General features: G+C 65.4%; 24 protein-coding genes. 13 read left to right on the top strand and 11 right to left on the bottom strand.

Annotation, left to right across the window (positions count from 1 at the left end; all coding sequences use genetic code 11):
- Positions 1-112: 112 nt before the first annotated feature.
- Positions 113-1,309 (top strand): MFS transporter, encoded by a 1,197-nt coding sequence (locus ACSQ22_RS08995; RefSeq protein ID WP_436130101.1) that lies wholly within the window; start codon positions 113-115, stop codon positions 1,307-1,309.
- A gap of 21 nt (positions 1,310-1,330) precedes the next feature.
- Here ACSQ22_RS08995 and arsB read toward each other — a convergent pair whose 3' ends face one another.
- The 4 genes from arsB to ACSQ22_RS09015 all read right to left on the bottom strand — a co-directional run bounded on the left by arsB (position 1,331) and on the right by ACSQ22_RS09015 (position 4,040).
- The gene (arsB, locus tag ACSQ22_RS09000; protein ID WP_436130215.1) at positions 1,331-2,353 is read right to left on the bottom strand and encodes an ACR3 family arsenite efflux transporter; all 1,023 of its coding nucleotides are present in this window, start codon (positions 2,351-2,353) and stop codon (positions 1,331-1,333) included.
- A gap of 273 nt (positions 2,354-2,626) precedes the next feature.
- Entirely contained in the window at positions 2,627-3,133 is a 507-nt protein-coding gene (locus ACSQ22_RS09005; RefSeq protein WP_436130102.1) for an arsenate reductase ArsC, read from the bottom strand.
- A 13-nt stretch (positions 3,134-3,146) separates the two neighbouring features.
- The gene (locus ACSQ22_RS09010; RefSeq protein WP_436130103.1) at positions 3,147-3,662 is read right to left on the bottom strand and encodes an ArsI/CadI family heavy metal resistance metalloenzyme; all 516 of its coding nucleotides are present in this window, start codon (positions 3,660-3,662) and stop codon (positions 3,147-3,149) included.
- 51 nt (positions 3,663-3,713) lie between these two features.
- Entirely contained in the window at positions 3,714-4,040 is a 327-nt protein-coding gene (locus tag ACSQ22_RS09015; protein ID WP_436130104.1) for an ArsR/SmtB family transcription factor, read from the bottom strand.
- Positions 4,041-4,335: 295 nt separating this feature from the next.
- Between ACSQ22_RS09015 and ACSQ22_RS09020 the strand changes: the two genes are divergently transcribed.
- Positions 4,336-5,391, top strand: a complete 1,056-nt coding sequence (locus ACSQ22_RS09020; RefSeq protein ID WP_436130105.1) for a methionine ABC transporter ATP-binding protein — start codon at positions 4,336-4,338, stop codon at positions 5,389-5,391.
- A 14-nt stretch (positions 5,392-5,405) separates the two neighbouring features.
- Positions 5,406-6,071: a methionine ABC transporter permease gene (locus ACSQ22_RS09025; RefSeq protein ID WP_055397552.1), complete on the top strand. Its 666-nt coding sequence runs from the start codon at positions 5,406-5,408 to the stop codon at positions 6,069-6,071.
- Positions 6,072-6,305: 234 nt separating this feature from the next.
- Here the strand turns inward: ACSQ22_RS09025 and ACSQ22_RS09030 are convergent, their stop codons facing one another.
- The 3 genes from ACSQ22_RS09030 to ACSQ22_RS09040 all read right to left on the bottom strand — a co-directional run bounded on the left by ACSQ22_RS09030 (position 6,306) and on the right by ACSQ22_RS09040 (position 9,353).
- A complete protein-coding gene (locus tag ACSQ22_RS09030; protein ID WP_436130106.1) occupies positions 6,306-7,079 on the bottom strand; it encodes a GNAT family N-acetyltransferase in 774 nt (257 codons plus the stop codon).
- Positions 7,080-7,134: 55 nt separating this feature from the next.
- A complete protein-coding gene (locus ACSQ22_RS09035; RefSeq protein ID WP_436130216.1) occupies positions 7,135-8,094 on the bottom strand; it encodes a Bug family tripartite tricarboxylate transporter substrate binding protein in 960 nt (319 codons plus the stop codon).
- 167 nt (positions 8,095-8,261) lie between these two features.
- Entirely contained in the window at positions 8,262-9,353 is a 1,092-nt protein-coding gene (locus tag ACSQ22_RS09040; protein ID WP_436130107.1) for a tartrate dehydrogenase, read from the bottom strand.
- A gap of 165 nt (positions 9,354-9,518) precedes the next feature.
- Here ACSQ22_RS09040 and ACSQ22_RS09045 point away from each other — a divergent pair, with 165 nt between their 5' ends.
- Both ACSQ22_RS09045 and ACSQ22_RS09050 read left to right on the top strand, forming a co-directional pair.
- Positions 9,519-10,502: a LysR substrate-binding domain-containing protein gene (locus ACSQ22_RS09045; protein ID WP_436130108.1), complete on the top strand. Its 984-nt coding sequence runs from the start codon at positions 9,519-9,521 to the stop codon at positions 10,500-10,502.
- A gap of 102 nt (positions 10,503-10,604) precedes the next feature.
- On the top strand, positions 10,605-11,192 hold the full coding sequence (locus tag ACSQ22_RS09050) for a DUF1566 domain-containing protein (RefSeq protein WP_436130109.1): 588 nt from the start codon (positions 10,605-10,607) through the stop codon (positions 11,190-11,192).
- Between the two features lie 39 nt (positions 11,193-11,231).
- Here ACSQ22_RS09050 and ACSQ22_RS09055 read toward each other — a convergent pair whose 3' ends face one another.
- The 3 genes from ACSQ22_RS09055 to ACSQ22_RS09065 form a co-directional block, all read right to left on the bottom strand.
- The gene (locus ACSQ22_RS09055; protein ID WP_121506623.1) at positions 11,232-11,633 is read right to left on the bottom strand and encodes a carboxymuconolactone decarboxylase family protein; all 402 of its coding nucleotides are present in this window, start codon (positions 11,631-11,633) and stop codon (positions 11,232-11,234) included.
- Positions 11,560-12,039, bottom strand: a complete 480-nt coding sequence (locus tag ACSQ22_RS09060; protein ID WP_055397539.1) for a MerR family transcriptional regulator — start codon at positions 12,037-12,039, stop codon at positions 11,560-11,562. The genes ACSQ22_RS09055 and ACSQ22_RS09060 overlap by 74 nt, the downstream gene beginning before the upstream one ends.
- A 149-nt stretch (positions 12,040-12,188) precedes the next feature.
- Positions 12,189-13,079 (bottom strand): LysR family transcriptional regulator, encoded by an 891-nt coding sequence (locus ACSQ22_RS09065; protein WP_121419893.1) that lies wholly within the window; start codon positions 13,077-13,079, stop codon positions 12,189-12,191.
- 96 nt (positions 13,080-13,175) lie between these two features.
- Between ACSQ22_RS09065 and ACSQ22_RS09070 the strand changes: the two genes are divergently transcribed.
- The 4 genes from ACSQ22_RS09070 (at position 13,176) to ACSQ22_RS09085 (ending at position 17,496) form a co-directional block, all read left to right on the top strand.
- Positions 13,176-13,646: a cyclophilin-like fold protein gene (locus ACSQ22_RS09070; protein WP_431152816.1), complete on the top strand. Its 471-nt coding sequence runs from the start codon at positions 13,176-13,178 to the stop codon at positions 13,644-13,646.
- A 254-nt stretch (positions 13,647-13,900) separates the two neighbouring features.
- Entirely contained in the window at positions 13,901-14,896 is a 996-nt protein-coding gene (locus tag ACSQ22_RS09075) for an alpha/beta hydrolase (RefSeq protein WP_436130217.1), read from the top strand.
- Positions 14,897-14,993: 97 nt separating this feature from the next.
- Entirely contained in the window at positions 14,994-16,142 is a 1,149-nt protein-coding gene (locus ACSQ22_RS09080; protein WP_436130110.1) for an MFS transporter, read from the top strand.
- Between the two features lie 214 nt (positions 16,143-16,356).
- Positions 16,357-17,496, top strand: coding sequence for a zinc-binding dehydrogenase (locus ACSQ22_RS09085; protein WP_436130111.1), 1,140 nt, complete (start codon positions 16,357-16,359; stop codon positions 17,494-17,496).
- Positions 17,497-17,755: 259 nt separating this feature from the next.
- On the opposite strand, the gene ACSQ22_RS09090 is transcribed toward ACSQ22_RS09085, so the two are convergent.
- Complete coding sequence (locus tag ACSQ22_RS09090) at positions 17,756-18,049, bottom strand: hypothetical protein (protein WP_055397528.1); 294 nt, start codon at positions 18,047-18,049, stop codon at positions 17,756-17,758.
- Between the two features lie 280 nt (positions 18,050-18,329).
- Here ACSQ22_RS09090 and ACSQ22_RS09095 point away from each other — a divergent pair, with 280 nt between their 5' ends.
- The 4 genes from ACSQ22_RS09095 (at position 18,330) to ACSQ22_RS09110 (ending at position 23,733) form a co-directional block, all read left to right on the top strand.
- Positions 18,330-18,638, top strand: coding sequence for a hypothetical protein (locus ACSQ22_RS09095; protein ID WP_055397526.1), 309 nt, complete (start codon positions 18,330-18,332; stop codon positions 18,636-18,638).
- 323 nt (positions 18,639-18,961) lie between these two features.
- A complete protein-coding gene (locus tag ACSQ22_RS09100; protein WP_121419898.1) occupies positions 18,962-20,050 on the top strand; it encodes a DUF6817 domain-containing protein in 1,089 nt (362 codons plus the stop codon).
- A gap of 235 nt (positions 20,051-20,285) precedes the next feature.
- Positions 20,286-21,122 (top strand): MetQ/NlpA family ABC transporter substrate-binding protein, encoded by an 837-nt coding sequence (locus ACSQ22_RS09105; RefSeq protein WP_436130112.1) that lies wholly within the window; start codon positions 20,286-20,288, stop codon positions 21,120-21,122.
- 301 nt (positions 21,123-21,423) lie between these two features.
- Complete coding sequence (locus ACSQ22_RS09110) at positions 21,424-23,733, top strand: putative bifunctional diguanylate cyclase/phosphodiesterase (RefSeq protein ID WP_436130113.1); 2,310 nt, start codon at positions 21,424-21,426, stop codon at positions 23,731-23,733.
- Positions 23,734-23,972 lie beyond the last annotated feature (239 nt).

The following is a 23,972-nucleotide window of genomic DNA, read 5'->3' on the forward strand; positions in this document are numbered from 1 at the left end:
CCGCACGTGCTGCATGTGCCATGTGGCATGCGTGCCCTGTGGCCTTCAACCCCCAGGGTGCATGGCGCACCCTGCCAGCGCGCAGGCGCGTGGCGCACCACAATCGGCGCCCATGACTTCTTCTTCGACGATGCTGCGGCTGATCAGCCTGGCGGCCTTTTGCAGCATGGCCTCCATGCGTGTGTGCGACCCGATGCTGGTGGCACTGTCCCTTGAGTACAAGATCACCACGGGCGATGCATCGGCCGTGATTGCGGCGTTTGCCGTTGCTTACGGCGTGCTGCAGCTGGTGTATGGCCCGCTGGGCGACCGGGTGGGCAAGGTGCGCGTGATCATCGGCGCCACGGCGGCGTGTGCGGTGTTCAGTGCCATGACGGCCCTGGCGCCCAGCTTCAGCCTGCTGGTGGTTGCGCGTGCGGCCATGGGGGCGGCGGCGGCCGGGATCATTCCGCTGTCGATGGCGTGGATTGGCGATGAGGTGGCCTACGAGCAGCGGCAGGAAACGTTGGCGCGCCTGATGGTGGCCACGGTGACCGGGATGATGGCGGGCCAGTGGTTTGGCGGCTTTGCCACCGAAACGCTGGGCTGGCGTGCGGCGCTGGGTGTGCTGGCCGTGCTGTTCTTCACGGCGGCCACGCTGCTGCTGCGCCATGCGCGCGCCAGCGGGGCGCTGCGTCCGGTGGTGGTGCCGGGCGCACCGGCGTTTTCGCTGGCCAACTACCTGGCGGGCACCCTGGCGCTGCTGCGCATTCCGCGTGTGCGCTGGGTGCTGACGGTGGTGGCGATTGAAGGCGCGCTCGCGTTTGGCACGCTGGCCTTTGTGCCCGCGCGCATGGTCGATGGCTTTGGCCTGTCGGCCTCGGCCGCTGGCGGGGTGATGGTGCTGTATGGCGTGGGCGGGCTGATCTACAGCGTGTTTGCGCGGCGCTGGCTGGCGGCGCTGGGCGAGCGGGGGCTGGCCGTGCTGGGAGCCAGCTTCATTGCCATCGGCCTGCTGTCGCTGGCGTGGGCGCCTGCGGTGGGTTGGGCCATGCTGGGCTGCTTCTTGGCGGGCATCGGCTTTTACATGCTGCACAACACGCTGCAGGTGCAGGCCACGCAGATGGCGCCCGAGGCGCGGGGCACGGCAGTGACGCTGTTTGCGTGCCTGCTGTTCCTGGGCCAGTCCACGGGCGTGCTGCTGGTGGCGTTCAGTGTGGACCGGGGATGGCTTCCGCCAGTGTTCACGGCGGCGGCGGTGGGGGTGTTTGTGCTGGGGCTGCTGATCTCGCGCCGGGTACAGGCGCGTGGGGCGGTGGCGGGGGCCTGACGGGCCCCGCCGGTGCACCTGTCAGCCCCGCGACTCGTACCAACCCTTGCTGCGATTGACCACGGCCACCACCAGCAGCATCACCGGCACCTCAATCAGCACGCCCACCACCGTGGCCAGTGCCGCGCCCGAGTGAAAGCCGAACAGGCTGATCGCCGTGGCCACGGCCAGCTCGAAGAAGTTGGATGCTCCGATTAGCGCCGAGGGGCAGGCAATGCTGTGCTTTTCGCCCACGGCGCGGTTCAGGCCATAGGCCAGGGCGGAGTTGAACAGCACCTGGATCAGGATGGGCACGGCCAGCAGGGCGATGACCAGCGGCTGCTGCAGGATGGCTTCGCCCTGAAAGGCGAACAGCAGCACCAGCGTGGCCAGCAGCGCGGCGATGGACCAGGGGCCGGTGCGCGCCACGGCGGCGTCGAAGGCGGCCTGACCCTTGCGCAGCAGGCGCTTGCGCAGCCATTGCGCGATCACCACGGGGATCAGGATGTAGAGCACCACCGAGGCGAGCAGCGTGTCCCACGGCACGGTGATGGCCGACAGGCCGAGCAAAAATGCCACCAGCGGCGCAAACGCCACGATCATGATGCTGTCGTTCAGCGCCACCTGCGAAAGCGTGAACAGCGGGTCGCCGCCGGTGAGGCGGCTCCACACAAACACCATGGCCGTGCAGGGCGCTGCGGCCAGCAGGATGAGCCCTGCTATGTAGCTGTCGATCTGGTCGGCCGGCAGGTACGGCGCAAACCAGTGGCGGATGAACAGCCAGCCCAGCAGCGCCATCGAAAACGGCTTGACCAGCCAGTTGACGAACAGTGTCACACCAATGCCGCGCACATGCTGGCGCACCTCGGCCAGCGCGCCAAAGTCCACCTTCAGCAGCATGGGGATGATCATCACCCAGATGAGCAGGCCCACCGGCAGGTTGACGCGCGCCACCTCCAGCGCGCCCACGGCGCGCGCCGCGCCGGGCAGCCACTGGCCCAGCGCAATGCCCACCACGATGCACAGCAGCACCCAGACGGTGAGGTAGCGCTCGAACACCGCCATGCCAGCGGCAGGGGAGGGGGGCAGCGCACTGACAGCAGCACGTTGTAAAGGGCTTGGTGGCAGGGTCATTTCAGTGGTCCATTCAGTTATCCATTGCGCTGCGCGCCACCCGCGATGCATGCAACTGGCGCGCTCTAAACCAGCGCCCCCGCGCAAGGGCCGCCAAGCCGCACGTGCGGCGCATTGCTTGCGTGCGCTGGGGGCGTCCCCCTCCCGGCTCGCGCAGCGAGGCGAGAGAGGGGGAAGGCGCGAAGCGACTCAGGGGGTGTTTCCTCATTGCTTGGGCAGGTTGCGGGCCGTGGCTTGCAGCGCGGTGGCGGCCAGCTTGTCGTCGGGCAGGTTCACCAGCAGCTCCAGGCGCTGCTTGATGGCATGCAGGGTTTTGCGGAAGGCCTCGGCCTTGTCGGCGTCCGAGCCGTCGCCTGCTGACGGGTCGGCATAACCCCAGTGCGCCGTGGCCGGGTGGCCGGGCCAGAAGGGGCAGACCTCGCCCGCTGCGTTGTCGCACACGGTGATGATCAGGTCCATGTGCGGCGCGCCGGGGGCGGCGAATTCGTCCCAGCTTTTGCTGCGCAGCCCTTCGGTGGGGATGCCCGCGTGGGCCAGCGCCTGCAGGCCCAGCGGGTGGGGCTGCTGGTTGTCGCGCGGGCTGCTGCCCGCCGAGTAAGCCTTGAAGCGGCCCTGGCCCATGGCGTTGAGCAGAGCCTCTGCCAGGATGCTGCGGGCGGAGTTGTGCGTGCACAGAAACAGCACGTTCAAAGGAGTGCGTGGGGTGCTCATTGCAGACCTGGGCTCAGCAGCATTTGTTGGGGTTGTTGGCGGTGGGGCCGCAGCAGGCGGCCTGGCCGGGCGCAGGGGCCGAAGGCGCGCCCGTGGGGCAGCACGCGGCCTGGGCTGGCTGCTGCGTGGTCTTGGCTGCCTGCTGCGCAGCGGCTTCGTTGAACACGGGGATGTTGCCCAGCGTGTGGAAGTGTTCCCAGGCCACGCCCTGCGGGTCGGTGATCCAGTGCTTGTCGCTGCGGGCGTAGCAGCAGGTGGTGGCGCCTTCGTCGAGCAGGGCCATGTCGGCACCCTGCGCGCGAGCCTTGAGCTCGGCCAGCTCGTCGGCCTCGTCCACCTGGAAGCCCAGGTGGTCCACGCCGGGCTTGTCGCCCCGGGTGGAGATGGCGAAGTTCACGCGCGGGTCTTCGAGCATCCATTTGGCGTAGTCGGTCTCGACACGCGCAGGCTCGGCCGCGAACAGCTTGGAATAGAACGCGATGCTCTTGGCGAGGTCATCGACATGCATGTGGACGTGGAATCGCTTCATGGTGGTTTCCTTTCGGCTGTGGGTCGTGGGGTGGAAGTTGTTGGGGGGCGATCAGCACTGGCAGGCGGCGGTGGCCTCGTCGGTCAGGCAGGCAGCGCCCTGGCAGCAGTTCTCGGTCAGGTAGGCCAGCAGGTCGTTCATGGTGGCAAACGAGGCGCGGTAGATCAGGTTGCGGCCCTGGCGCTCCTGGCTCACCAGGTCCGCGTGGGTCAGCTCCTTGAGGTGGAACGACAGCGTGTTGGGCGCAATGCCCAGCTGCTCGGACAGCCCGCCGGGCGTGAGCCCTTCCTGGCCCGCCACCACTAGGGCGCGGAACACCCGCAGGCGCACTTCCTGGGCGAGGGCGGCGAGGGATCGGATGACATCGGTTTCTTGCATGATTCGATAATACAACAAAAGTTGAAATATAGAAGTATGGCCTGGAGAAGTTTCTGGAGTCGTCAGGAAAATTCAAGGAAAAATGGCAGTCTGCGCGCTATGGTATTGCCCTGATAGCTATGAATTTCATAGTTACTGAAGTCTGTGTACCACGGTCTTCATAACTCGGCGATCTAATCACCCGATTTTTAAATCGTTTGTGAACTTACGATTCGCCGATACAGTCGCCCATCCTTTTCCAGACCCGCGCGGCAGCGGCCACTCACCGTGAGGCCGCTGCCGCGCACTGCTTTCCATGATCGATTTACGGGGTGTCACCCAAACCTACCAGGGCCCACAAGGCCCCGTCGAAGCCCTGCGTGGCATCGACCTCAGCATCCAGCCGGGCGAAGTGTTCGGCATCATCGGCAAGAGCGGCGCGGGCAAAAGCTCGCTGGTGCGCGTCATCAACCTGCTCAACCGGCCCACCACGGGCCAGGTCATCGTGGGCGGCCGTGACCTGACACAGCTGAACGACGCGCAACTGCGCGAGGCCCGGCGCGAGATCGGCATGGTCTTCCAGCACTTCAACCTGCTGTCGTCGCGCACCGTGTTCGACAACGCCGCATTGCCGCTGGAACTGGCGGGCATGGACAAGGCAGCGATCCGCGAGCGCGTGAACCCGCTGCTGGAGCTGGTGGGCCTGGCCCACCTGGCCGACCGCTACCCCGCGCAGATCAGCGGCGGGCAAAAGCAGCGCGTGGGCATTGCGCGCGCGCTGGCGAGCCGCCCCAAGGTGCTGCTGAGCGACGAAGCCACCTCGGCGCTGGACCCGGAGACGACCCGCTCCATCCTCGACCTGCTGCGCCAGGTGAACCGCGAGCTGGGCCTCACGGTGGTGCTCATCACCCACCAGATGCAGGTCATCAAGCAGGTGGCCGACCGCGTGGCCGTGATCGAGGCGGGCCGCATCGTGGAGCAGGGCCGCGTGCTCGATGTGTTCACGCGCCCGCAGCAGGCCATCACCAAGAGCCTGATCGACGAGATCCTGCCGCAAGAGCTGCCTGCGAGCGTGCTTGACCATGTGCGCAAGCTCACCCGCCAGCTTGTCACCACGGCACCCGGCCACGCGGGGCGGCTGCTGCGGCTGTCGTACTCGGGCGACAGCGCCTACCAGCCCATCCTGTCGCAGCTGATCCGCGAGTTTGGTGTGGACATGAGCATCCTGCATGGCCAGGTGGACGAGATCCAAGACGAGACCTTCGGCTCGCTGGCCGTGTACGCCAGCGGCGAGCCCATGCAGGTGCGTGGCGCGGTGGAGCATCTGCGCGCAGGCGGCGTGGCGGTGCAAGAAGTCACGATCGAAATCTGAGGGAGCCATAAGCCATGTTCGACCATTTCACTCCGGCCATGCTGGACCTCTTTGCCTCCTCGCTGTGGGAGACGCTCATCATGGTGGGCATCTCCGGCATCGTCGGGGGCCTCATCGGCGTGCCGCTGGGCGTGTTCCTGCGCCTCACGGACCATGGCGGCGTGCTGCAGAACGGCCCCGTCAACAAGCTCGTGGGCTGGCTGGTGAACGCCGTGCGCTCCACGCCTTTCATCATCCTGCTGGTGGCCATCATCCCCTTCACGCGCTTCATCACGGGATCGTCGATTGGCACGGCTGCTGCGGTGGTCCCCTTGACGATTGCTGCCGCACCGTTTGTGGCCCGCCTGGTCGAAGCCGCCTTGCGTGAGGTGGACCACGGCCTGGTCGAAGCCGCCCAGGCCATGGGTGCCACCACCAGTCAGATCGTGTGGAAGGTGCTGCTGCCCGAGGCACTGCCCGGCATCGTGGCGGGCCTGACCATCACCTTCGTGAGCCTGACCGGCTACTCGGCCATGGCCGGTGCGATTGGCGGCGGTGGTTTGGGTGACCTGGGCATCCGCTACGGCTACCAGCGCTTCTTGCCCGAGATCATGCTGGCCGTGGTGCTGGTGCTGATCTTCTTTGTGCAGGCCGTGCAGAGCCTGGGCGACTGGGCGGTGCGCAGGTTGAGCCACCGTTGATTTGCAATTTTTGCTATTGAATAGATAGCTGCCGGTGCTTGATATTTAAGCGCCAAGGGCCAATTTAATACATATTTTTGCCCCTTTGCTTTGAGCCAACAGCGGCGCTGGTCTTTACTCCCTCTCCCCTTGTGGGAGAGGGCGGGGGAGAGGGGGTGCATAGGCACAGTGCATCGATTCACCCCCTCTCCCCAACCCTCTCCCGCGAGGGGAGAGGGAGCCTGAAAAACCCCTTCAGCCCGGCACCCGGTAGTGGTAGCCATACGCCGTCTTGAACCCCATCGACTGGTACAGCCCCAGCGCTGGCGTGTTCTGCGCGCGCACTTGCAGGTAGGCGCTGGCTGCCCCGGCCTCGGCGGCCCAGTGCAGCAGGGCTGTGACCAGCGCGCGCCCGCGCCCGCCGCCACGGTGCTCAGGAGCCACGGCCAGGTCGTACAGGCCCACGGCGCCGCGCTCCAGCACTGCCAGCCCAAAGCCCACGGGCTGGCCTTGTGTGTCGTGCTGCAGTGCAAATGCGGCAGGGTGGGCGATGTGGTCCAGCATGCTGTTGTGCAGCGCGCGGTGGTGCGTTGGCACGCTGTTGGCGGCGGCAAAGCCCTCCAGCCAGGCGGCAGTGGGCGTGGTGCTGATATGGGTGCTGCCATCGGGCTTGCCGACCGAACCCAGGGCCAGCGGCCGGTGCAACACCAGTGACGGATCGAAATGCTGGTAGCGCGCCCCGGCTAGCTCCAGGTCGGCCTCGGGCGGGGCCAGGGGCGAGATGCGGAACACGGCGGGCAGCCCGTGCCGTGCGTACAGCGCTGCAGCCGCTTCGCGCACCCCGTCAAACGGCGCGCCGGGCAGCAACGCGTTGACCGAGTTGGCGCGCTTGGTGTAGCCGCCCGACAACCGAAACACCCAGCCCCGGTGGAACACCGTCTGGCGTGCGGGCCAGGCGTTGAAGGCGCGTTCTTCAAGGGCGCGGATCAGGGCTGCGGGGACGGTGGGTTCGATGGTGGTGGGTGTCATGGCTGGCGTTATACCAACCCGCCCCTCGGGCACACAGTCAGTCGTTTCGGTCGGTTCAGTCGGTGGTGATCTTGTGGTCGGCCACCAGCTTGGCAAAGCGTGTGGTGTCGCTGGCTATCTGCTCGGCCATCTGCGCGGGTGTGTTGCCAATGGGCTCGGCGCCAATGTCCTGCATGCGCTTCTTGAAGTCGGGCGACTGGATCACCTTGACCATCTCGGCGTTCAGCCTGGCCGCCACATCGGCGGGTGTGCGTGCCGGGGCCAGCACTCCAAACCAGGTGCCGATGTCGAAGCCCGCAAAACCGGCCTCCTGCAGCGTGGGCACATCCGGCAGCGATGAGGACCGCTTGGCCGTGGTCACCGCCAGCGCGCGCAGTTTGCCCGCCTTGATGTGGGGCAGCACGGGCGTGATGGTGTCGAACGACATCGACACCTGGCCGCCCAGCAGGTCGGTGGTGAGCGGGCCGCTGCCCTTGTAGGGCACATGCAGCACAGGCTGACCGATGGCGGTCGAGAACTGCGTGCCGATCAGGTGCTGCGCCGTGCCCGCACCGTTGGAGCCATACGAAAACTTGTCGGGCGCGGCCTTGATCAGGGCCACGAGTTCCTTCACATCCTTGGCGGGCGTGGTGGCGCTCACGGCCAGCACGTTGGGCACCAGGGCCACGGTGGTGATGGGCGCAAAGCTCTTTTGAAAGTCGTAGCTGAGCTTTTTGTAGACGCTGGTGGCAATGGTGTGGTGCACCGCGCCCATCAGCAGCGTGTAGCCGTCGGGTGCGGCCTTGGCTACGTAGTCGGCGCCAATGGTGGCGCCTGCGCCGCCCCGGTTTTCCACGATCACGGGCTGGCCCAGCGCGGTGCTGAGCTTTTCGCCCAGCGCACGCGCCAGCACGTCGGTGGTGCCGCCCGCTGCAAACGGCACGACGAGGGTGACGGGTTTGCTGGGCCAGGCCTGTGCGTGGACAGTTTTGCCAGGTAGCAGGCAGGCGGCTGCGGCCAGCGCCGCCAGTGCCATCAGGTGTTGACGGCGCAGCGGGTGGGCGATGGCGGTGGGGCCGGGGGTAGGGCGATGCATGGTTTGTCTCCTAAAGGATGGGGGCGGCTGTGTGGCCTTTGCGGCCTTGTGGTGGTGCCCGCCGTGTGGCGTCCAGGCCCGTTCTTGCGGGCGTTGAACGATTGCTTTCAGGCGGCTTTGCGCGCGGCCGGTGCGTCGCTGATCAGCGTGCACACCGCATCGGTCACCTGCGCCGTGGTGGCGGTGCCGCCCAGGTCGCGGGTGTGCAGGGCTGGGTTGGCGGTAACCTGTTCGATGGCCTGCATCACGGCGCGGGCGGCGTCGGCCTCGCCCAGGTGCTCCAGCAGCATCACCACCGACCAAAACGTGCCAATGGGGTTGGCCAGGCCCTTGCCCATGATGTCAAACGCCGAGCCGTGAATGGGCTCGAACATGCTGGGGTAGCGGCGCTCGGGGTCGATGTTGCCGGTGGGCGCAATGCCCAGGCTGCCCGCCAGCGCGGCGGCCAGGTCGCTGAGGATGTCGGCATGCAGGTTGGTGGCGACGATGGTGTCCAGCGTGGCGGGGCGGTTGACCATGCGGGCCGTGGCGGCGTCCACCAGCTCCTTGTCCCATTTCACATCGGGGAACTCGGCCGCCACCTGTGCGGCGATCTCGTCCCACATCACCATGGCGTGGCGCTGCGCGTTGCTCTTGGTGATGACGGTGAGCTGCTTGCGGGGGCGCGACTGCGCCAGGCGGAAGGCAAAGCGCAGGATGCGCTCCACGCCCACGCGGGTCATGATGGACACATCAGTGGCCGCCTCGATGGGGTGGCCCTGGTGCACGCGGCCGCCCACGCCCGAGTATTCGCCCTCGGAGTTTTCGCGCACGATGACCCAGTCCAGGTCCTTGGGCGTGCAGCGCTTCAGGGGCGCGTCGATGCCCGGCAGGATGCGCGTGGGCCGCACGTTGGCGTACTGGTCGAACCCCTGACAGATCTTGAGGCGCAGGCCCCAGAGCGTGATGTGGTCGGGGATGTCCGGGTCACCCGCCGAGCCAAACAGGATGGCGTCCTTGCCGCGCAAGGCATCCAGCCCGTCGGCCGGCATCATCACGCCGTGCGCGCGGTACCAGTCGCCGCCCCAGTCGAAGTTTTCAAACTCGAATTGCAGGCCGCGGTGGCGGGCGGCCAGGGCTTCCAGCACGCGTTGGCCGGCGGGAATCACTTCCTTGCCGATGCCGTCTCCGGGGATGGTGGCGATTTGATAGGTTGTCATGCAGAGGCCTGGGTGAAAAAGGTCTGGAAATGCCCGTGCAGCAAGGCACAGGCGTGAAAGAGAGACACAGGAGAAACCAAACGGTAGAGGGACTGTAGGCCTGGACGCTTTTGCAGAACGCCGCTAAAGTGAATCCATCGTTAACCTGAAGTTAAGAGCTATTCGATGAGTGCCACCATCCAGCCCGCAGAACTGGGCTTCTTTTCTGCGCTGGCCGCCAGCCCCAGCCTGAGCGCCGCAGGGCGCGAAATGGGGGTCTCCACGGCGGCGGTCAGCAAGCACCTCACGCAGATGGAAAAGCGCCTGGGCGTGGTGCTGGTCAACCGCACCACGCGCCGCATGAGCCTCACGCCCGAGGGCGAGCTGCTGCTGGAGCACGCGCGCCGCATCCTGCGCGAGATCGATGCGCTCAATGAACTCATCGTGCAGTCCAAAGCCAGCCCCAAGGGCCTGCTGCGCGTGAACGCCACGCTGGGCTTTGGCCGCATGCACATCGCCCCCGTGATCTCGGACTTTGTGCGCCAGTACCCCGAGGTGGATGTGCAGCTGCAACTGTCGGTGCACCCGCCGCCGATCACCGACGACGCCTACGACGTGTGCGTGCGTTTTGGTGAGCCGCCCGACGGCCGCGTGATTGCCCGCCGCATTGCCCCCAACCGGCGCGTGCTGTGCGCAGCGCCTGCCTACCTGGACCGCCATGGCAGGCCCCGCGTGCCGCGCGACCTGATGGAGCACCAGTGCATCGGCATCCGCCAGGGCGACGAGGCCTATGGCCTGTGGCGCCTGACCACCGGGCGCGGCAGCAAGGCACACACCGAGTCGATCAAGATCACCGGCAACCTGACCACCAACGACGGCGAGATCGCCGTGCTGTGGGCACTGCAGGGCCACGGCATCGTGATGCGCGCCGAGTGGGACGTGAACCGCCACCTGGCCCAGGGCCTGCTGGAGACCGTGCTGCCGCATTACCAGACCCCGGCGGCCGACATCTATGCGGTATACCCGCAGCGGCACCAGTTCTCCACCCGCGTGCAGGCGTTTGTGGGGTTTCTGGCCGAGGCGCTGGCAGCGTCGGGGGCACCGGCCGCTGTGCCCGCCAAGCCGACCAAGCCGGGCAAGTTGGGTAAAAGCGCAATGCAGGTTTCCTGATCTGCGGGGTGGCGCTGGTGTCGCTGTGCGGGTAGGGTGTCGCCATCCCAGTCCGTTTTGCCCGCCTTCTTCCGCTACCCTGCCAAGACTAGGCTTTTGCCCATGAAACCACTTTCGCAGCTTTTTGCCGCGCTGACCTGCGCCCTCACATCCCTGCCGGTGCTGGCTACCGACTCCACCGCAGCCCAAGACTGGTCTCTGTCGGCCGATGGCGCCTATGTACTTGATGTGCGCGCAGGCCTGGCCTGGCCGCGTTGTGTGGAAGGCATGCAGTGGACGGGCAAGACCTGCACCGGCAAGCCGTTGCTGCTGGACCGTGCCGAAGCCACCACCCTGGCCACCGACCGCTGGAAGGCCGAGGGCGTAGGTTGGCGCCTTCCCCGCGCGGCGGAACTGCAGCGGCTGGTGGACAAGTCGCTGTCTCCCCCGGGCCTCAACCCCATCCTGTTCCCGGCCGCGCCGGGCCAGTGGCACTGGTCATCCACCAGCAACGTGAGTGCGCCCAGCGTCAACCCATACACCTACGGCAACATCGCGCAAGGCCGCGCGGGCGATGGCGTACGGCAGGCTGCCATGATCAACGGCTGGGCCGTGAACCTGTCCACCGGCGAGGCACGGGGCGATGCGGCGCGGGCCAGCAAGCTGCCCGTGCGGCTGGTGCGGCCGCCGCCGGTGGGGGCGGGGAAGTAGCCGCAGACGTCGCACGGAGCAGGTAGCGGCTCAGGCACCTCATGCTGCCACCGTTTCCGCGTCGCCCGCCGCAAACACTTCGCGGGCAGCGGCCAGTCCGTTCAGCGCGGCGGGAAAGCCTGCGTAAACAGCCATCTGCATGAGGACTTCCACTATTTCTTCACGGGTGACGCCCACGTTCAGCGCCGCCTGCAAGTGCACCTTGAGCTGTGGTGTCGCGTTGCCCAGCGCAGTCAAAGCAGCGATCACTGCAATTTCGCGGCTGCGCAGGTCCAGTCCGGGTCGGGAATAGATGTCGCCAAACGGAAACTCGATCAGGTAGCGGGCGAAATCCGGGGCAATGTCGGCCAGACTGGCGACGACGTGCTCACCGGCGTGGCCGTCGATTTCGCGCAGCTTGGCGAGGCCCTGGAGATAACGGGGATTGGTTTCGGGGGACATGGGTGCTTCCTTGGCGGGGTGACGAGGGTGTGTGGCGAAGGGAAGCCTCCAGATCCCGGTAGTGCGCGATCTTGGCTTGCAGCGCCTGTGCGGCTTGCTGCATGGCGGTGATGGTTGCAAGCACCTGAGCAAGGTGATGCTCCAGCAGCTCGCGCCGTTCGGGGGCGGTGGTGTTCCCTTCGCTGCGCAGTCGCGCGAAGGCCTGCATCTGCCCGATGGGCATCTGGGTCTCGCGCAGGCGCAGCAGGAATCCGATCCATTCCATGTCCGAAGCCGCATAGCGGCGCTGGCCACCCGGCGCACGCGCCACGGGCGCAATCAGCCCGGCGCGCTCGTAGTAGCGCAGCGTGTGCGCGGTCAGGCCCGTGCGTTCGGCGACTTCGGCAATGGTGAGGAGGGATGCCATGGGAACGATTCTGAAAGTTGGAGTGCACTCTAAGTCAAGCACTGAATCGTTCCAACGTGACAAGGGGTCGCAACAGGCCGCTGTCTAACCCTTGTTCGTATCTGCTGCCTCGTGATCTCTAGCTGCCCGCGTGCTTGCAAGCAGTCTCTTCACCGCAGCTGCAACGCCTGCAGCACCAGCGAAAACGCAGGCGATGGCTGGCGCCGACTGGGGTAGTACAGGTGGTAGCCCGCGAACGGTGGGCACCAGTCTTCCAGCACTCGGACCAGGCGGCCGTCTTCGATGTGGGTGGCCAGTTCGTCCTCGGGCAGCAGCGCAATGCCCAGCCCGGCCAACGCTGCATCGACCTGGGGCGGGGCGGTGTTGAAGATCAGCGGGCCATCTACCCGCACGTTGACCTGTTTGCCCTTGCGCGCAAAGTCCCACACGTACAGGCCGCCCGAGGTAGGCATGCGCTGGTTGATGCAGCGGTGCGCCGTCAGGTCGTGCGGGGTTTTGGGAATGGGATGGGCGGCAAAGTAGCTGGGCGATGCGACCACGGCCATGCGAAGCGGCGGGCCGATGGGCATGGCAATCATGTCCTTGTCGATGGTGTTGCCCAGGCGCACCCCGGCGTCAAAACGGTCGGCCACGATGTCGCGAAAGCCGTAGTTCATGTCGAACTCCAGCGTGATGTCGGGGTTGTCGTGCAACAGTGGCATGAGCTTGGGCAGCAGCGTAGTGTGCATGACGTGGTCGCCGCAGGTGATGCGCACAGTGCCTGCGGGTTTGTCGCGCAGTGCGGTCAGCGCATCCAGCTCGGCCTCAATCTCGTCAAAGCGGTGACCGATGGCTTGCATCAGGCGTTCGCCCGCTGGTGTGGGCGAGACGCTGCGCGTGGTGCGTGTGAGCAGCCGGATCTGCAGGCGCTCTTCAAGGCCACGGATGGTCTGGCTCAGCGCGGACTGCGTGACGCCCAGAGTGGCTGCGGCCCGGGTGAAGCTGCCCTCGCGCGCCACGGTGACAAAGGCCAGCAGATCGTTCAGGTTGCGTCTCGCCATGTCTGATTCTCTGAATTGATTGGTTAGCCAGCCTTATAAACCCATTCGCCATTCATTATCTAGTCGGCGCAAGCAATGCTGGGCAAACTTCTTGCCATGGCACAACGCATCAGCACCCACCCCTTCCAACGCCGCGCCCTGGCGGGTGTCGTCTTGGCATTCACCCTGGCAGCCGGGGTGATGCCCGCCACCACCTTTGCACAGCAGGGCCCCATGAAAATTCATCTGCATATCGATGGTGCCATTGCCACCGCCACCCTGGACAACAACGCCGCAGCGCGCGATTTTGTGGCCCAGCTGCCGCTGTCGCTGACGTTGCAGAACTACGCGGAGATCGAACGCATCGCCACCCTGCCGCGCAAGCTGTCGGTGGACGGGGCACCGGCGGGCATCACCCCCAAAACAGGTGACATCAACTACTACGCGCCCTGGGGCAATCTGGCGATTTTTGTGGGCGATGAAGCCTATGCACGCGGCCTGGTGCGGCTGGGCAGAGTGGACACGGGCCTGCCCGCGTTGCAGCGCCAAGGGCCTTTGAAAGTGCGTATCGAACGCGCCAGCGATTGACGCGCGGACAAAGCATTGGAGCGTCCAACGAAGGCGCGCCCTCGACCCCCGCCTTCATTTCTTGATTTCTCGTCCTTCCCCAATTTCATACCTCCCCAGGAGCATCGAACATGCACAACACACTCTCCACCATCCACGCACAGCACCCAATACCCGGCACAGCCCCCCTCACCTCGGACCGGCGCGACTTCCTCGTCCGGGCGGGCTTCGGTGCGGCGGTATGGGGCGGGCTGTCTGCCGCGGGTGGTAGTGCGATGGCAGCGGGGCCGCAGCCAGCGCACGGCAAGCTCAGCGGCGCCGACAATTTCTACCAAAGCGACAAGGTGGCCGTGCGCAAGGTGACCTTCAAGAACCAGTACCGCATGGCGGTGGCTGGCAACCTGTTTGTGCCCAAGAACCTGGACCGCAGCAAGAAAAATCCGGCCATTCTGGTGGGCCACCCCATGGGCGCAGTCAAGGAACAAAGCGCCAACCTGTATGCCACCAAGATGGCAGAGCAGGGTTTTGTCGCGCTGTCGCTGGACCTGCCTTTCTGGGGTGAGAGTGACGGCCAGCCGCGCAACGCGGTGGCGCCAGACATCTATGCCGAGGCTTTCAGCGCAGCGGTGGATTTTCTGGGCACGCAGGCGATGGTGGACCGCGAGCGCATTGGGGCCATTGGCGTGTGCGGCAGCGGCAGCTTTGTCATCAGCGCCGCCAAGATCGACCCGCGCATGAAGGCCATCGCCACCGTCAGCATGTACGACATGGGTGCTGCCAACCGTGATGCGCTGAACCACTCGCAGACTGTGGAGCAGCGCAAGCAGATCATTGCCGCCGCTGCCGAGCAGCGCTACGTGGAGTTCACTGGCGGGGCCATCCAGTACACCGGTGGCACGGTGCACGAGCTGTCGGTAGACACACACCCCATTCAGCGGGAGTTCTATGACTTCTACCGCACCCCGCGTGGCGAGGTCACGCCCAAGGGCGGCTCAGCCAAAACCACCACCCACCCCACGCTGACCAGCAACGTCAAGTTCATGAACTTCTACCCGTTCAATGACATCGAGACGATTTCTCCGCGCCCCATGCTCTTCATCACGGGTGACCAGGCGCATTCCAAGGAGTTCAGCGAAGACGCCTTCAAGCGCGCTGCCGAGCCGAAGGAGCTGCACATCGTCCCCGGTGCGGGCCATGTGGATCTGTATGACCGTGTGAACCTGATCCCATGGGGCAAGTTGACGGCGTTCTTTGGCAAACACCTGGCTTAAGCAATGACCACCCAGGTTTGCGACGCCCCGCCGCACCACACAGGCGGTGAAGACGGGGCGGCGGCGCAGCCCGCGCGCTGGAGCGGCGCTTTTTGCGATGACGCTCTGCGTGTTTGCGCTGATCGCGTCGGAGTTCATGCCAGTCAGCCTGCTCACACCCATGGCCGCAGACCTGGGTGTCAGTGAGGGTTGGGCCGGGCAGGGCATTGCGATATCGGGCGCCTTCGCCGTGCTCACCAGCCTGAGCATTGCAGCGCTGGCAGGCAGGATGGACCGCAAGACCCTGCTTCTGGGCCTTACGGCGCTGATGTGCTTATCTGGCGCGGTCATTGCACTGGCGCCGAACTACGCGGTGTACATGGTGGGGCGCGCGCTCATTGGGGTGGTGGTGGGAGGCTTCTGGTCGATGTCGGCCGCCACGGCCATGCGGCTGGTGCCCGCGCAGCAGGTGCCACGGGCCCTGGCCATCTTCAATGGTGGCAACGCGCTGGCCACGGTGGTGGCGGCGCCGCTCGGCAGCTATCTGGGGGCCGTGATTGGCTGGCGTGGGGCTTTCTTTTGCCTGGTGCCGGTGGCGGTACTGGCCTTCATCTGGCAGTGGGTGAGCCTGCCGCCGATACCTGCCGGGCCCCGGCGCTCTGGGGCCCCTGGCCTTGTTTTCAGACTGCTCCGGCGCCGGATGATTGCCGTGGGCATGCTGGCAGTGGGCAGCTTTTTCATGGGGCAGTTTGTGCTGTTTACCTACCTGCGTCCATTTCTGGAGACCGTCACGCATGCGGGTGGGTTCACGTTGTCGTTCATCCTGCTGGTGATCGGGGTGGCGGGCTTTGTGGGCACCACACTCGTCGGCGCGGCGCTGGCCAGAGGCTTTTACCCAACGCTGTTCACGGCACCCGTCTTGATGGCGCTCATCGCCATCGCGCTGATCTGTCTGGGTGACCAGCTCACCGCTGTCACGGCCTTGCTGGGTGTATGGGGCATGGTGGCCACGGCAGCACCGGTGGGCTGGTGGACATGGGTCGCCCGGTCGATGCCGAAAGACGCTGAAGCCGGAGGCGGTCTCATGGTGGCGGTGGTCCAACTGGCTATCGGCCTGGGCTCCACGGTGGGGGGCCTGCTATTTGACCGCAACGGATACCAGAGCACCTTTGTCGTCAGCGCTGTTTTGTTGCTGGTGGCCGCGTTGCTGGTCTTGCTGACCTGGCGCTCTGGCAGGGCCGAGGGCTGTGCTGTTGCCGGTAGTTGAAGGCTGAAGGAGATGGGGTGAACGCGTGCCTTGCGCACCAGCAAACTGACGGCGTTGTGGGGTGCAAAACCGAGGGGACAGCAAAACCCGGCGTCCTGGTGAAAAATGGCGCGGCAGGTGGAGAGGCTGTGACCTGCTGGCACCCCAGCCTCCCTCCACGTCGCGCCGCTTCATGTGCGCGGCCCCATTTCCATCATCCCACTGCGAGTCCTCCATGAACCCATCCATCCCTACCACCGCGCTGCAGCTGCGCTCGCTTGTACAAGCCAATGGCACCTTGCAGATCAGCCTGGAGCCGACACCCGTGCCCACGCCAGGGCCTGACGAAGTGCTGATTCAGTTACAGGCCACGCCCATCAACCCATCGGACATTGGCCTGCTGCTGGGCCCGTCTGATCTGTCCACCGTGCAGGTCGCGGGCACGGCCGAGCGGCCGGTGGCCACGGCTCGCATCCCCGAGCGCGCCATGCCCGGCATGGCGGCACGCCTGGGCCAGAGCATGCCCGTGGGCAACGAGGGCGCCGGTCTGGTGGTGGCTGCGGGTGCATCGCCCGCTGCGCAGGCGCTGCTGGGCCGCACGGTGGCAGTGATTGGTGGCGCCATGTATTCGCAGTACCGCGCCATGCCTGCAGCGCAGTGTCTGCCGCTGCCGCCCGGCACCACGGCGGCTGAGGGCGCGTCGTGTTTTGTCAACCCGCTGACTGCGCTGAGCATGGTCGAAACCATGAAGCGCGAAGGCCACACCGCGCTGGTGCACACCGCTGCGGCCAGCAACCTGGGCCAGATGCTGCTCAAGATTTGCCAGAAGGATGGTGTCGGCCTGGTCAACATCGTGCGCAAGCCCGAGCAAGCGGAACTGTTGCGCGAACTGGGTGCCCAGTACGTGTGCGACAGCAGTGCGCCCGATTTCATGGCCGAGCTGACCGACGCGCTGGCCGCCACTGGCGCCACCATTGCGTTTGATGCCACGGGCGGCGGCACGCTGGCGGGGCAGATCCTGCAGTGCATGGAGGCGGCCATCAACCGCAAGGCCAAGGAATACAGCCGCTACGGCTCGGCCGTGCACAAGCAGGTTTATTTGTACGGCCACCTGGACACGCGCCCGACCGAAGTGCACCGCACCTTTGGCATGGCCTGGGGCATGGGGGGATGGCTGCTGTTCCCGTTTCTGCAGAAGATTGGCGAAGAGGCCACCCAGGCGCTGCGCCAGCGCGTGGCGGCCGAGCTGAAGACCACGTTTGCCAGCCACTACGCGCGCACCGTGTCGCTGGCAGGCGCGCTGAGTGCCGAGTCCATTGCGTTCTACGGCCCGCGCAATACTGGTGCCAAGGTATTGATCGACCCGTCGCTGTAAGCGACGTTGCAGGGGCGCTTCCGGTGCCTTGAGGGATGGTCCATTCCGGCAGGCGCCAGGCAAGCTCGGTAAGTGCCATGTAGCCAGCCGGCGCCGCGTGCGCCAACAAACAGGGCTCCCAAAGGGAGCCCGATCTGCCTGCCCGCCCCTGCGGTTCAGTTAACACTCCCCATGGCAGCGCCACCCGCAAATGCAAAGTGCCACCACCATGGGAAGTCCCGCAACTGCTTCAACCAATCTCAAGCAGTTGGTCTGCCAATTACATGGCGCTGAATTCGCCGTGGGGGATCTGGCCGGTGCGCAGGGCTTCGGCAGCCTGGGCACGCACGGCAGCGCGGTCAGCGGTGGAGGTGTAGGTCACCACACGCGAACCAGCAGGTTCCTGGCTGCGGGTCTGGGCGACGGTTGCTGCTTCAGCGGCCACTTCAGCGCGGGTGCGGTTCGTTTCGAACTTCAGGGCGAATTGCGAGCTGTCGGCTTCGTCAGCCTGGGCGCCAAAAGAAGCGAAAGCGGCAACGGCAGCGACGGAGAGGAAACGGGCGGTCTTGTTCATGATGAAAATCCTTGAAGGTTAAAAAGCGTCTCAAAAAAGCCGGGTCAAAAACCATTCCTGAACCGGGTTCGGTGAGTCGCCTTGCGGGTTCGGCTCATCGATGGGATGAACTGTACGCCGATGGTGTTCACGGAAAAACTACCTGGTCGCGAACTAACTGTTCCAGTATTGAGAACAATCCTTCCATCATCCCGCGCTCCCGGGTGATCTTTCAGGGCTCGAATTCTGCTGGAAAAAACTGTATATTCATACAGTATCAAACCACAGGAGTAGCAGTGCCATGCAAGTCATCGAATCCACTTTCGTCGTCAACCTCCGCGACTATCCCGAGGAGCTTCCGCCCAAAGAGCGTATTGCCGCAGAAACCCGGTATGCCAGGGCCCTGGAAAAGCAGCTTGGCGGCCCTGAACAGGTAGCAGCTGCGCTGGACACCATGCAGAGCCTGGAGGAGTCGCCCCCCGAGGTGGTGTCCCCTGGCGATCTCACTTTGCTCAAGGCCTGGGGCAAGGCCAGCGTGGCAGCCCGGCAGGCCGGGTTCCGGGATTTGGGGGAAGGAGAGGGCGCGTACTTTGAAGTAAGGCTGGTCTGAGAGGCTGAGAGTCCTTCATCCATGCCCGCCTTGCACGCTAATACGCCCCGGCTCGTCGTTACAAATGCTCGCCATAGCCTGAGCTATGGCTGTGCTTTGCGCCTAGATCCGAGGCGTATTTGCGCGCCTTTCGAGCCCGGCTAAAAAACTCTCAGCCTCTGAGCCTGAAAGCCCGCAGCACGCAGTGGGGCTGACCGAGCCGTCGTGCAGGCGCGTGCTGGGTGTGAGGGCCGGGTCACCCCGGTGCTTGCACACCCGCCGTGTGGGCAGATACTGTGTGTACATTGCATTACCTGCACGATCAACGCCGGAGACACAACACCATGACCCTGCCGCTTCACCCCCTGGACCCTGACCTGTTTGCCCGCGCATTGCCGCTGCTGGACGAAGAGTGGCTGACCCGCGACCCTGAACTGGCGCCCGTGCTGCCCACGGTGCTCGCGCGCAATGTGGGGCAGGACTGGCACAAGGCGGGCACGTTTCGCCACCACTTGGTGGGCGTGACGCGCACGCTGACGGTGTGGCAGCAGCCGCGTGACGTGCGCCTGCTGGGGCTGCTGCACAGCGTGTATGGCAATGCCTTTGTGGACCTGGTGAAGTTCGACCCCGCCAAGGAGCGCGCCCGTGTGCGCGAGATTGCGGGCGAGTCGGCCGAGCACCTGGTGTATTTGTTCTGTACCCAGTCGCGCACACAGTTTGTGCAAAAGGTGCTGGCCCATGCGCTGGAGGCGGACGGCAGCCTGGTGCTACAAAAAGACGGGCAGGACCACGTGCTCACACCCTACGAGGTGGCGGCATTCATCATCGTGAGCATGGCCGACACCATCGAGCAGTGGTTCAGCTGGCAGGACGATATCTTCTCGCGCTTTCCGGACGTGCAGCACCGCAGCCAGAAGGCGCACTGGGCCGCATCGCTGTGGCCCGGGCCCATGCGGCCGTCGGGGCGCATGGTGCACCAGATCAATGGCCTGGCCAAGGCGCTGCAGCACCCGGGGCTGAAGGATGTGCTGCCCATGCCGCCCGTGTTTGCGCACTGCTCGCAGTACCTGTCTGCCGCCAATGAGGCGGCGGCCACGTCGCTGTACTGGTCGGTCATCCAGCAAGACCAGCCCCTGGTGGATCTGGACGTGGCCACCGGCGTGCTGGAAAGCGCCGTGCGCCACAACCCTTGGGTGGGCGAGCCGCAGATGGTGCTGGCCCAGCTGTATCTGTCCGCTGGCCGCAAGGACGACGCCAAGGCCGCTGCCGAAAGCGCGCTGCACCTGTTCAGCGCCTGGGGCAATGCATGGGACAAGCGCGTGCAGTGGGACGCCTGGGTGGCCTGGACGCGCATCCTGCTGCAGGGTGCCACGGTGGAGGGCACCTGGCCCGAGCGGCTGGACAAGCTGAACAACGTCGCGCTGCGCGGGTGACTTGGAACATCCCCCTGAGTGGCTGCGCCACTTCCCCCTTCTCTCCAATCGCTGCGCGATTCGGGAAGGGGGACGCAGCCCTCGCTGCGGGGCGGCCCTTGCTCGGCTGCCCTCGCCGGGCGCGCGCCAGTCTCATGAGGTGGGGGGTGAGGTGCACGGGTCTTGTCTTCTTATTCGAATGGGTTTTAATGAAATAAAAAATTATTCGTTCCTGTTTTATCGGGGAAACCCTAGGATGCGTGCCATCTCTTTACGAAAGGTTTTTCCTGTGAACAACAACAAGCGCCTCCTCCTGCAATCTGCCCTGGCTTTGGCTGCTGCCGCCGCTTTCTCTACCGGCGCGATCGCCCAGGACAAGCCCCTCAAGATCGGCGTGACGGGCGGCCCCCACGCGCAGATCTTCGAGCAGGTGAAGAAGGTCGCCGAGAAGGACGGACTGAAGATCCAGATCGTCGAGTTCAGCGACTACGTGCAGCCCAACGCCGCTCTGTCGGCGGGCGATCTGGACGCCAACAGCTACCAGCACAAGCCTTACCTCGATGCGCAGGTGGCAGACCGTGGCTACAAGCTGGTGTCGGTGGGCTACACCGTCAACTTCCCCATCGGCCTGTATTCCAAGAAGGTCAAGAAACTGGAAGACCTGAAGGAAGGCGCCAAGTTCGGCATCCCCAACGACCCCACCAACGGCGGCCGCGTGCTGCTGGTGCTGCAGGACAAGGGCCTGATCAAGCTGCGTGAGGGCGCGGGCCTCAAGGCCACGCCGCTGGACGTGGTGAGCAACCCCAAGAAGCTCAAGTTCGTGGAACTCGACGCTGCCCAGCTGCCGCGCTCGCTGGACGACCTGGACGCCTCGGCCATCAACACCAACTTTGCGCTGTCGGCTGGCCTGAACCCTGGCAAGGACGCGATTGCGCAAGAAAACGCCAAGAGCCCCTACGTCAACCTGATCGCCGTGCGCGAAGCCGACAAGGACAAGCCCTGGGTGGCCAAGCTGGTGAAGGCCTACCACTCGGAAGAAGTGAAGAAATTCATCCAGACCGAGTTCAAGGGTTCGGTGCTGCCAGGGTTTTAAGGCTTCACGCTGAGCGCACCCTGTGATGGGTGGGCGCTGCGGTGCCCTGGTTTGACTTTCTCCCGCGAGGGGAGCGGGAGCCCAAAAGCGCTGTCGAAGAACGGTAAATATTCAGATTCCATTGGCATCCAGCGCTTGTCCAGCAGGCGCTGGATGCTATTTTTTTGGTAGCTATTGGCCGGCCCAGTGCCCCGGCTGCTTTGAGGGGAAACAGGCGGGCCACGCTTGCGTCCACAATGGGAGGGTTAACGTTCTGTAGCAATTACGCCCAGCACACCCCTTCCACCACGGCCCCCCACCCATGTCCTTCGCGGAACGAATCCTCTCAGCGGTCTGGTTGAGCGCAGCCACGCTGTTGTTCGCCGCGTCGCTGTGGGTGCCGGACGTCAGCGTGCGGGTGTTTCTGGACAACGCCTCGTGGACGCTGGCGTTTGGGCTGTCGGCCTTCTGGGCCTGGCGCGGCTGGGTGCAGGCGCCGCCTACCGACCGCGCGCTGCACGCCGGTCTGCTGGCCTTTGCCCTGCTGGTGGCTGTGGGGCAGATGGTGTGGAACGTGCAGGTGGCGCTGGACTGGAACCCGTTCCCCGCTCCTGCCGACCTGTTCTTTCTGGCCGGGGGCCCGCTGTGGGCGGCCACCGTCATCCGCGCCACGTTTGCCCGCCTCTCGCGTGACCGCGCCTACCCGGCGGCGCTGGACTTTGGCGGTGCCGTGCTGGCGCTGCTGGCCTTCACCCTGGTGATCTATCTGCCCTCGGGCGGGGTGGGGTCGGCGGCGGTGGGTACGGTTCTGGTGCTGTACCCGGCAGGGTTCCTCACGGCGGCGGGAGTCACGGCGCTGGCCATTCCTACCGTGGGGGTGCGGGTGGCGCGCTCGCACCTGCTGGTCTTGATGGGCCTGCTGGGCTATGGCCTGAGCTGGATGCAGTGGAACCTGATGGTGATCAGCAGCACGGTGGAGCCGGGTGTCTGGTTCAACGCCAGCTTCAGCCTCTCGGCGCTCGCCCTGGGTTGGGGCGCGCGCTGGCTGCGCTTTGAGATGTCGGTGGATGCCGACTACCGCCGCCAGTGTGACCGGGCCATGAACTATGTGCCGCTGGTGTCGATGACGCTGGCGGCCATCACCCTGGTGCTGCTGTTTGTCGCGCCCGACGGGCGCGCCGGTGTGCAGGCGCTCATCTTGGTGTGCTGCCTGCTGGTGTTGCTGCTGGCTGCACTGCGCCAGACCATTGTGGTCAGCCTGCTCAACCGCCTTCGCACGGCCGAGGCCGCCGTGCTGCGCAACGAAGAGCAGCTGTACCGGGTGGCGCACTTTGACGCGCTCACCGGCCTGCCCAACCGCCGCTACTTTGAAGACGCGCTGGAGCGCGCCGTGGCCGAGGCCGCGCGCGACACGCAGGGCACCAACCGCCGTGTGGCGCTGCTGCTGATTGACCTGGACCACTTCAAGAGCGTGAACGAAACCTACGGCCACCGCGTGGGCGATGCGCTGCTGAGTGAGGTGGCCCAGCGCATCACCCAGCTGCTGGCAGGGCAGGGCCTGGTGTCGCGGCTGGCCAATGACCAGTTCACCGTGATGCTGCTGCGCCCCGCCTCGCGCACCGAGCTGGCGCAACTGGCCGCATCGCTGGTTGAAGGGCTGGGGAGACCCTGGGAGCTGTCGGAGGTGGGGGCGCAGTACATGGGTGCAAGCCTGGGCATCAGCCTGTACCCGGACGACTCGGCCAACAGTGTGGAGCTGGTGCGCCACGCGCATTCGGCGCTGCACGCCACCAAAAGCGCAGGGCGCGGCTCGTACCGTTTCTACATCGAGGAGTTCACGCAGATCACGCGCAGTCGGCTGGAGCTGCGCCGCCGCCTGCACAGCGCGCTGCAGGGTGGCGAGTTCACGCTGGTGTACCAGCCCCAGCTCAACCAGCAGCGCCATACGGTGGGCGCCGAGGCGCTGCTGCGCTGGTCGGTAGACGGCAAGGCGGTACCGCCGGACGAGTTCATTCCGCTGGCCGAGGAGAGTGGGCTCATCGTGCCGATGGGCCTGTGGGTGTTCGACACCGCCTGCCGCCAGGTGGCGCAGTGGCGCGCCGAGGGCTGGCAGGTGCCTGTGGTGTCGGTCAATGTCTCCACCATCCAGCTGCGCGAACCAGGGTTCACCCAAACCTTGCTGGGAGTCACCCAGCGCGCGGGGGTGGCGCCTGCGGACCTGGTGCTGGAGATCACCGAGTCGCAGTTGCTCGACGAATCGCTCTACGCCATTGCGCTCGACCTGAAAAACGCGGGTTTTGCGCTGTCGATCGACGACTTTGGCACCGGGCACTCGTCGCTCATCAAGCTCAAGCGCCTGCCAGTGGGTGAGCTGAAGATCGACAAGGTGTTTGTGCGCGACATCGTGGTGGATGTGAACGACCGCGAGATCTGCGCCACCATCAATGCGCTGGCCCGCACGCTGGGCCTTTCGGTGGTGGCAGAAGGGGTGGAGACCGAGGAGCAGCTGCAGCTTTTGATCAAGATGGGCTGCGAGCGCTTTCAGGGCTGGCTGTTTGCCCCGGCGCTGCCGCCGGAGCAACTGGCCCGGCAGTGGCTGCAGCGGCAGTCGACAAGCCGCACAATCGTTTGAATGCGGATTTGCTATTTAATTTATAGCTATTAGCGCTTGTCTAATAAGCGCTGGAGTCACTTTTCAGCATAAAAACAAAACTCGGCAGGGAGCCGGGTTTGTCAATGTTGGCGAGGCCTGGTGTCCTGAGTTGGAAGTTCGTTGATGAAATGAATTTCCAACTCAGGACACTAGGGATCCTCTGCACGAATCGAGCGGTAAGTGTGCGCTGCGGATCGGGAGGGGCTGCCAGGCGCAAA

Origin of the sequence: Acidovorax sp. LjRoot38, from assembly GCF_964252975.1 — a bacterium.
Lineage (GTDB): Bacteria > Pseudomonadota > Gammaproteobacteria > Burkholderiales > Burkholderiaceae_C > Acidovorax > Acidovorax facilis.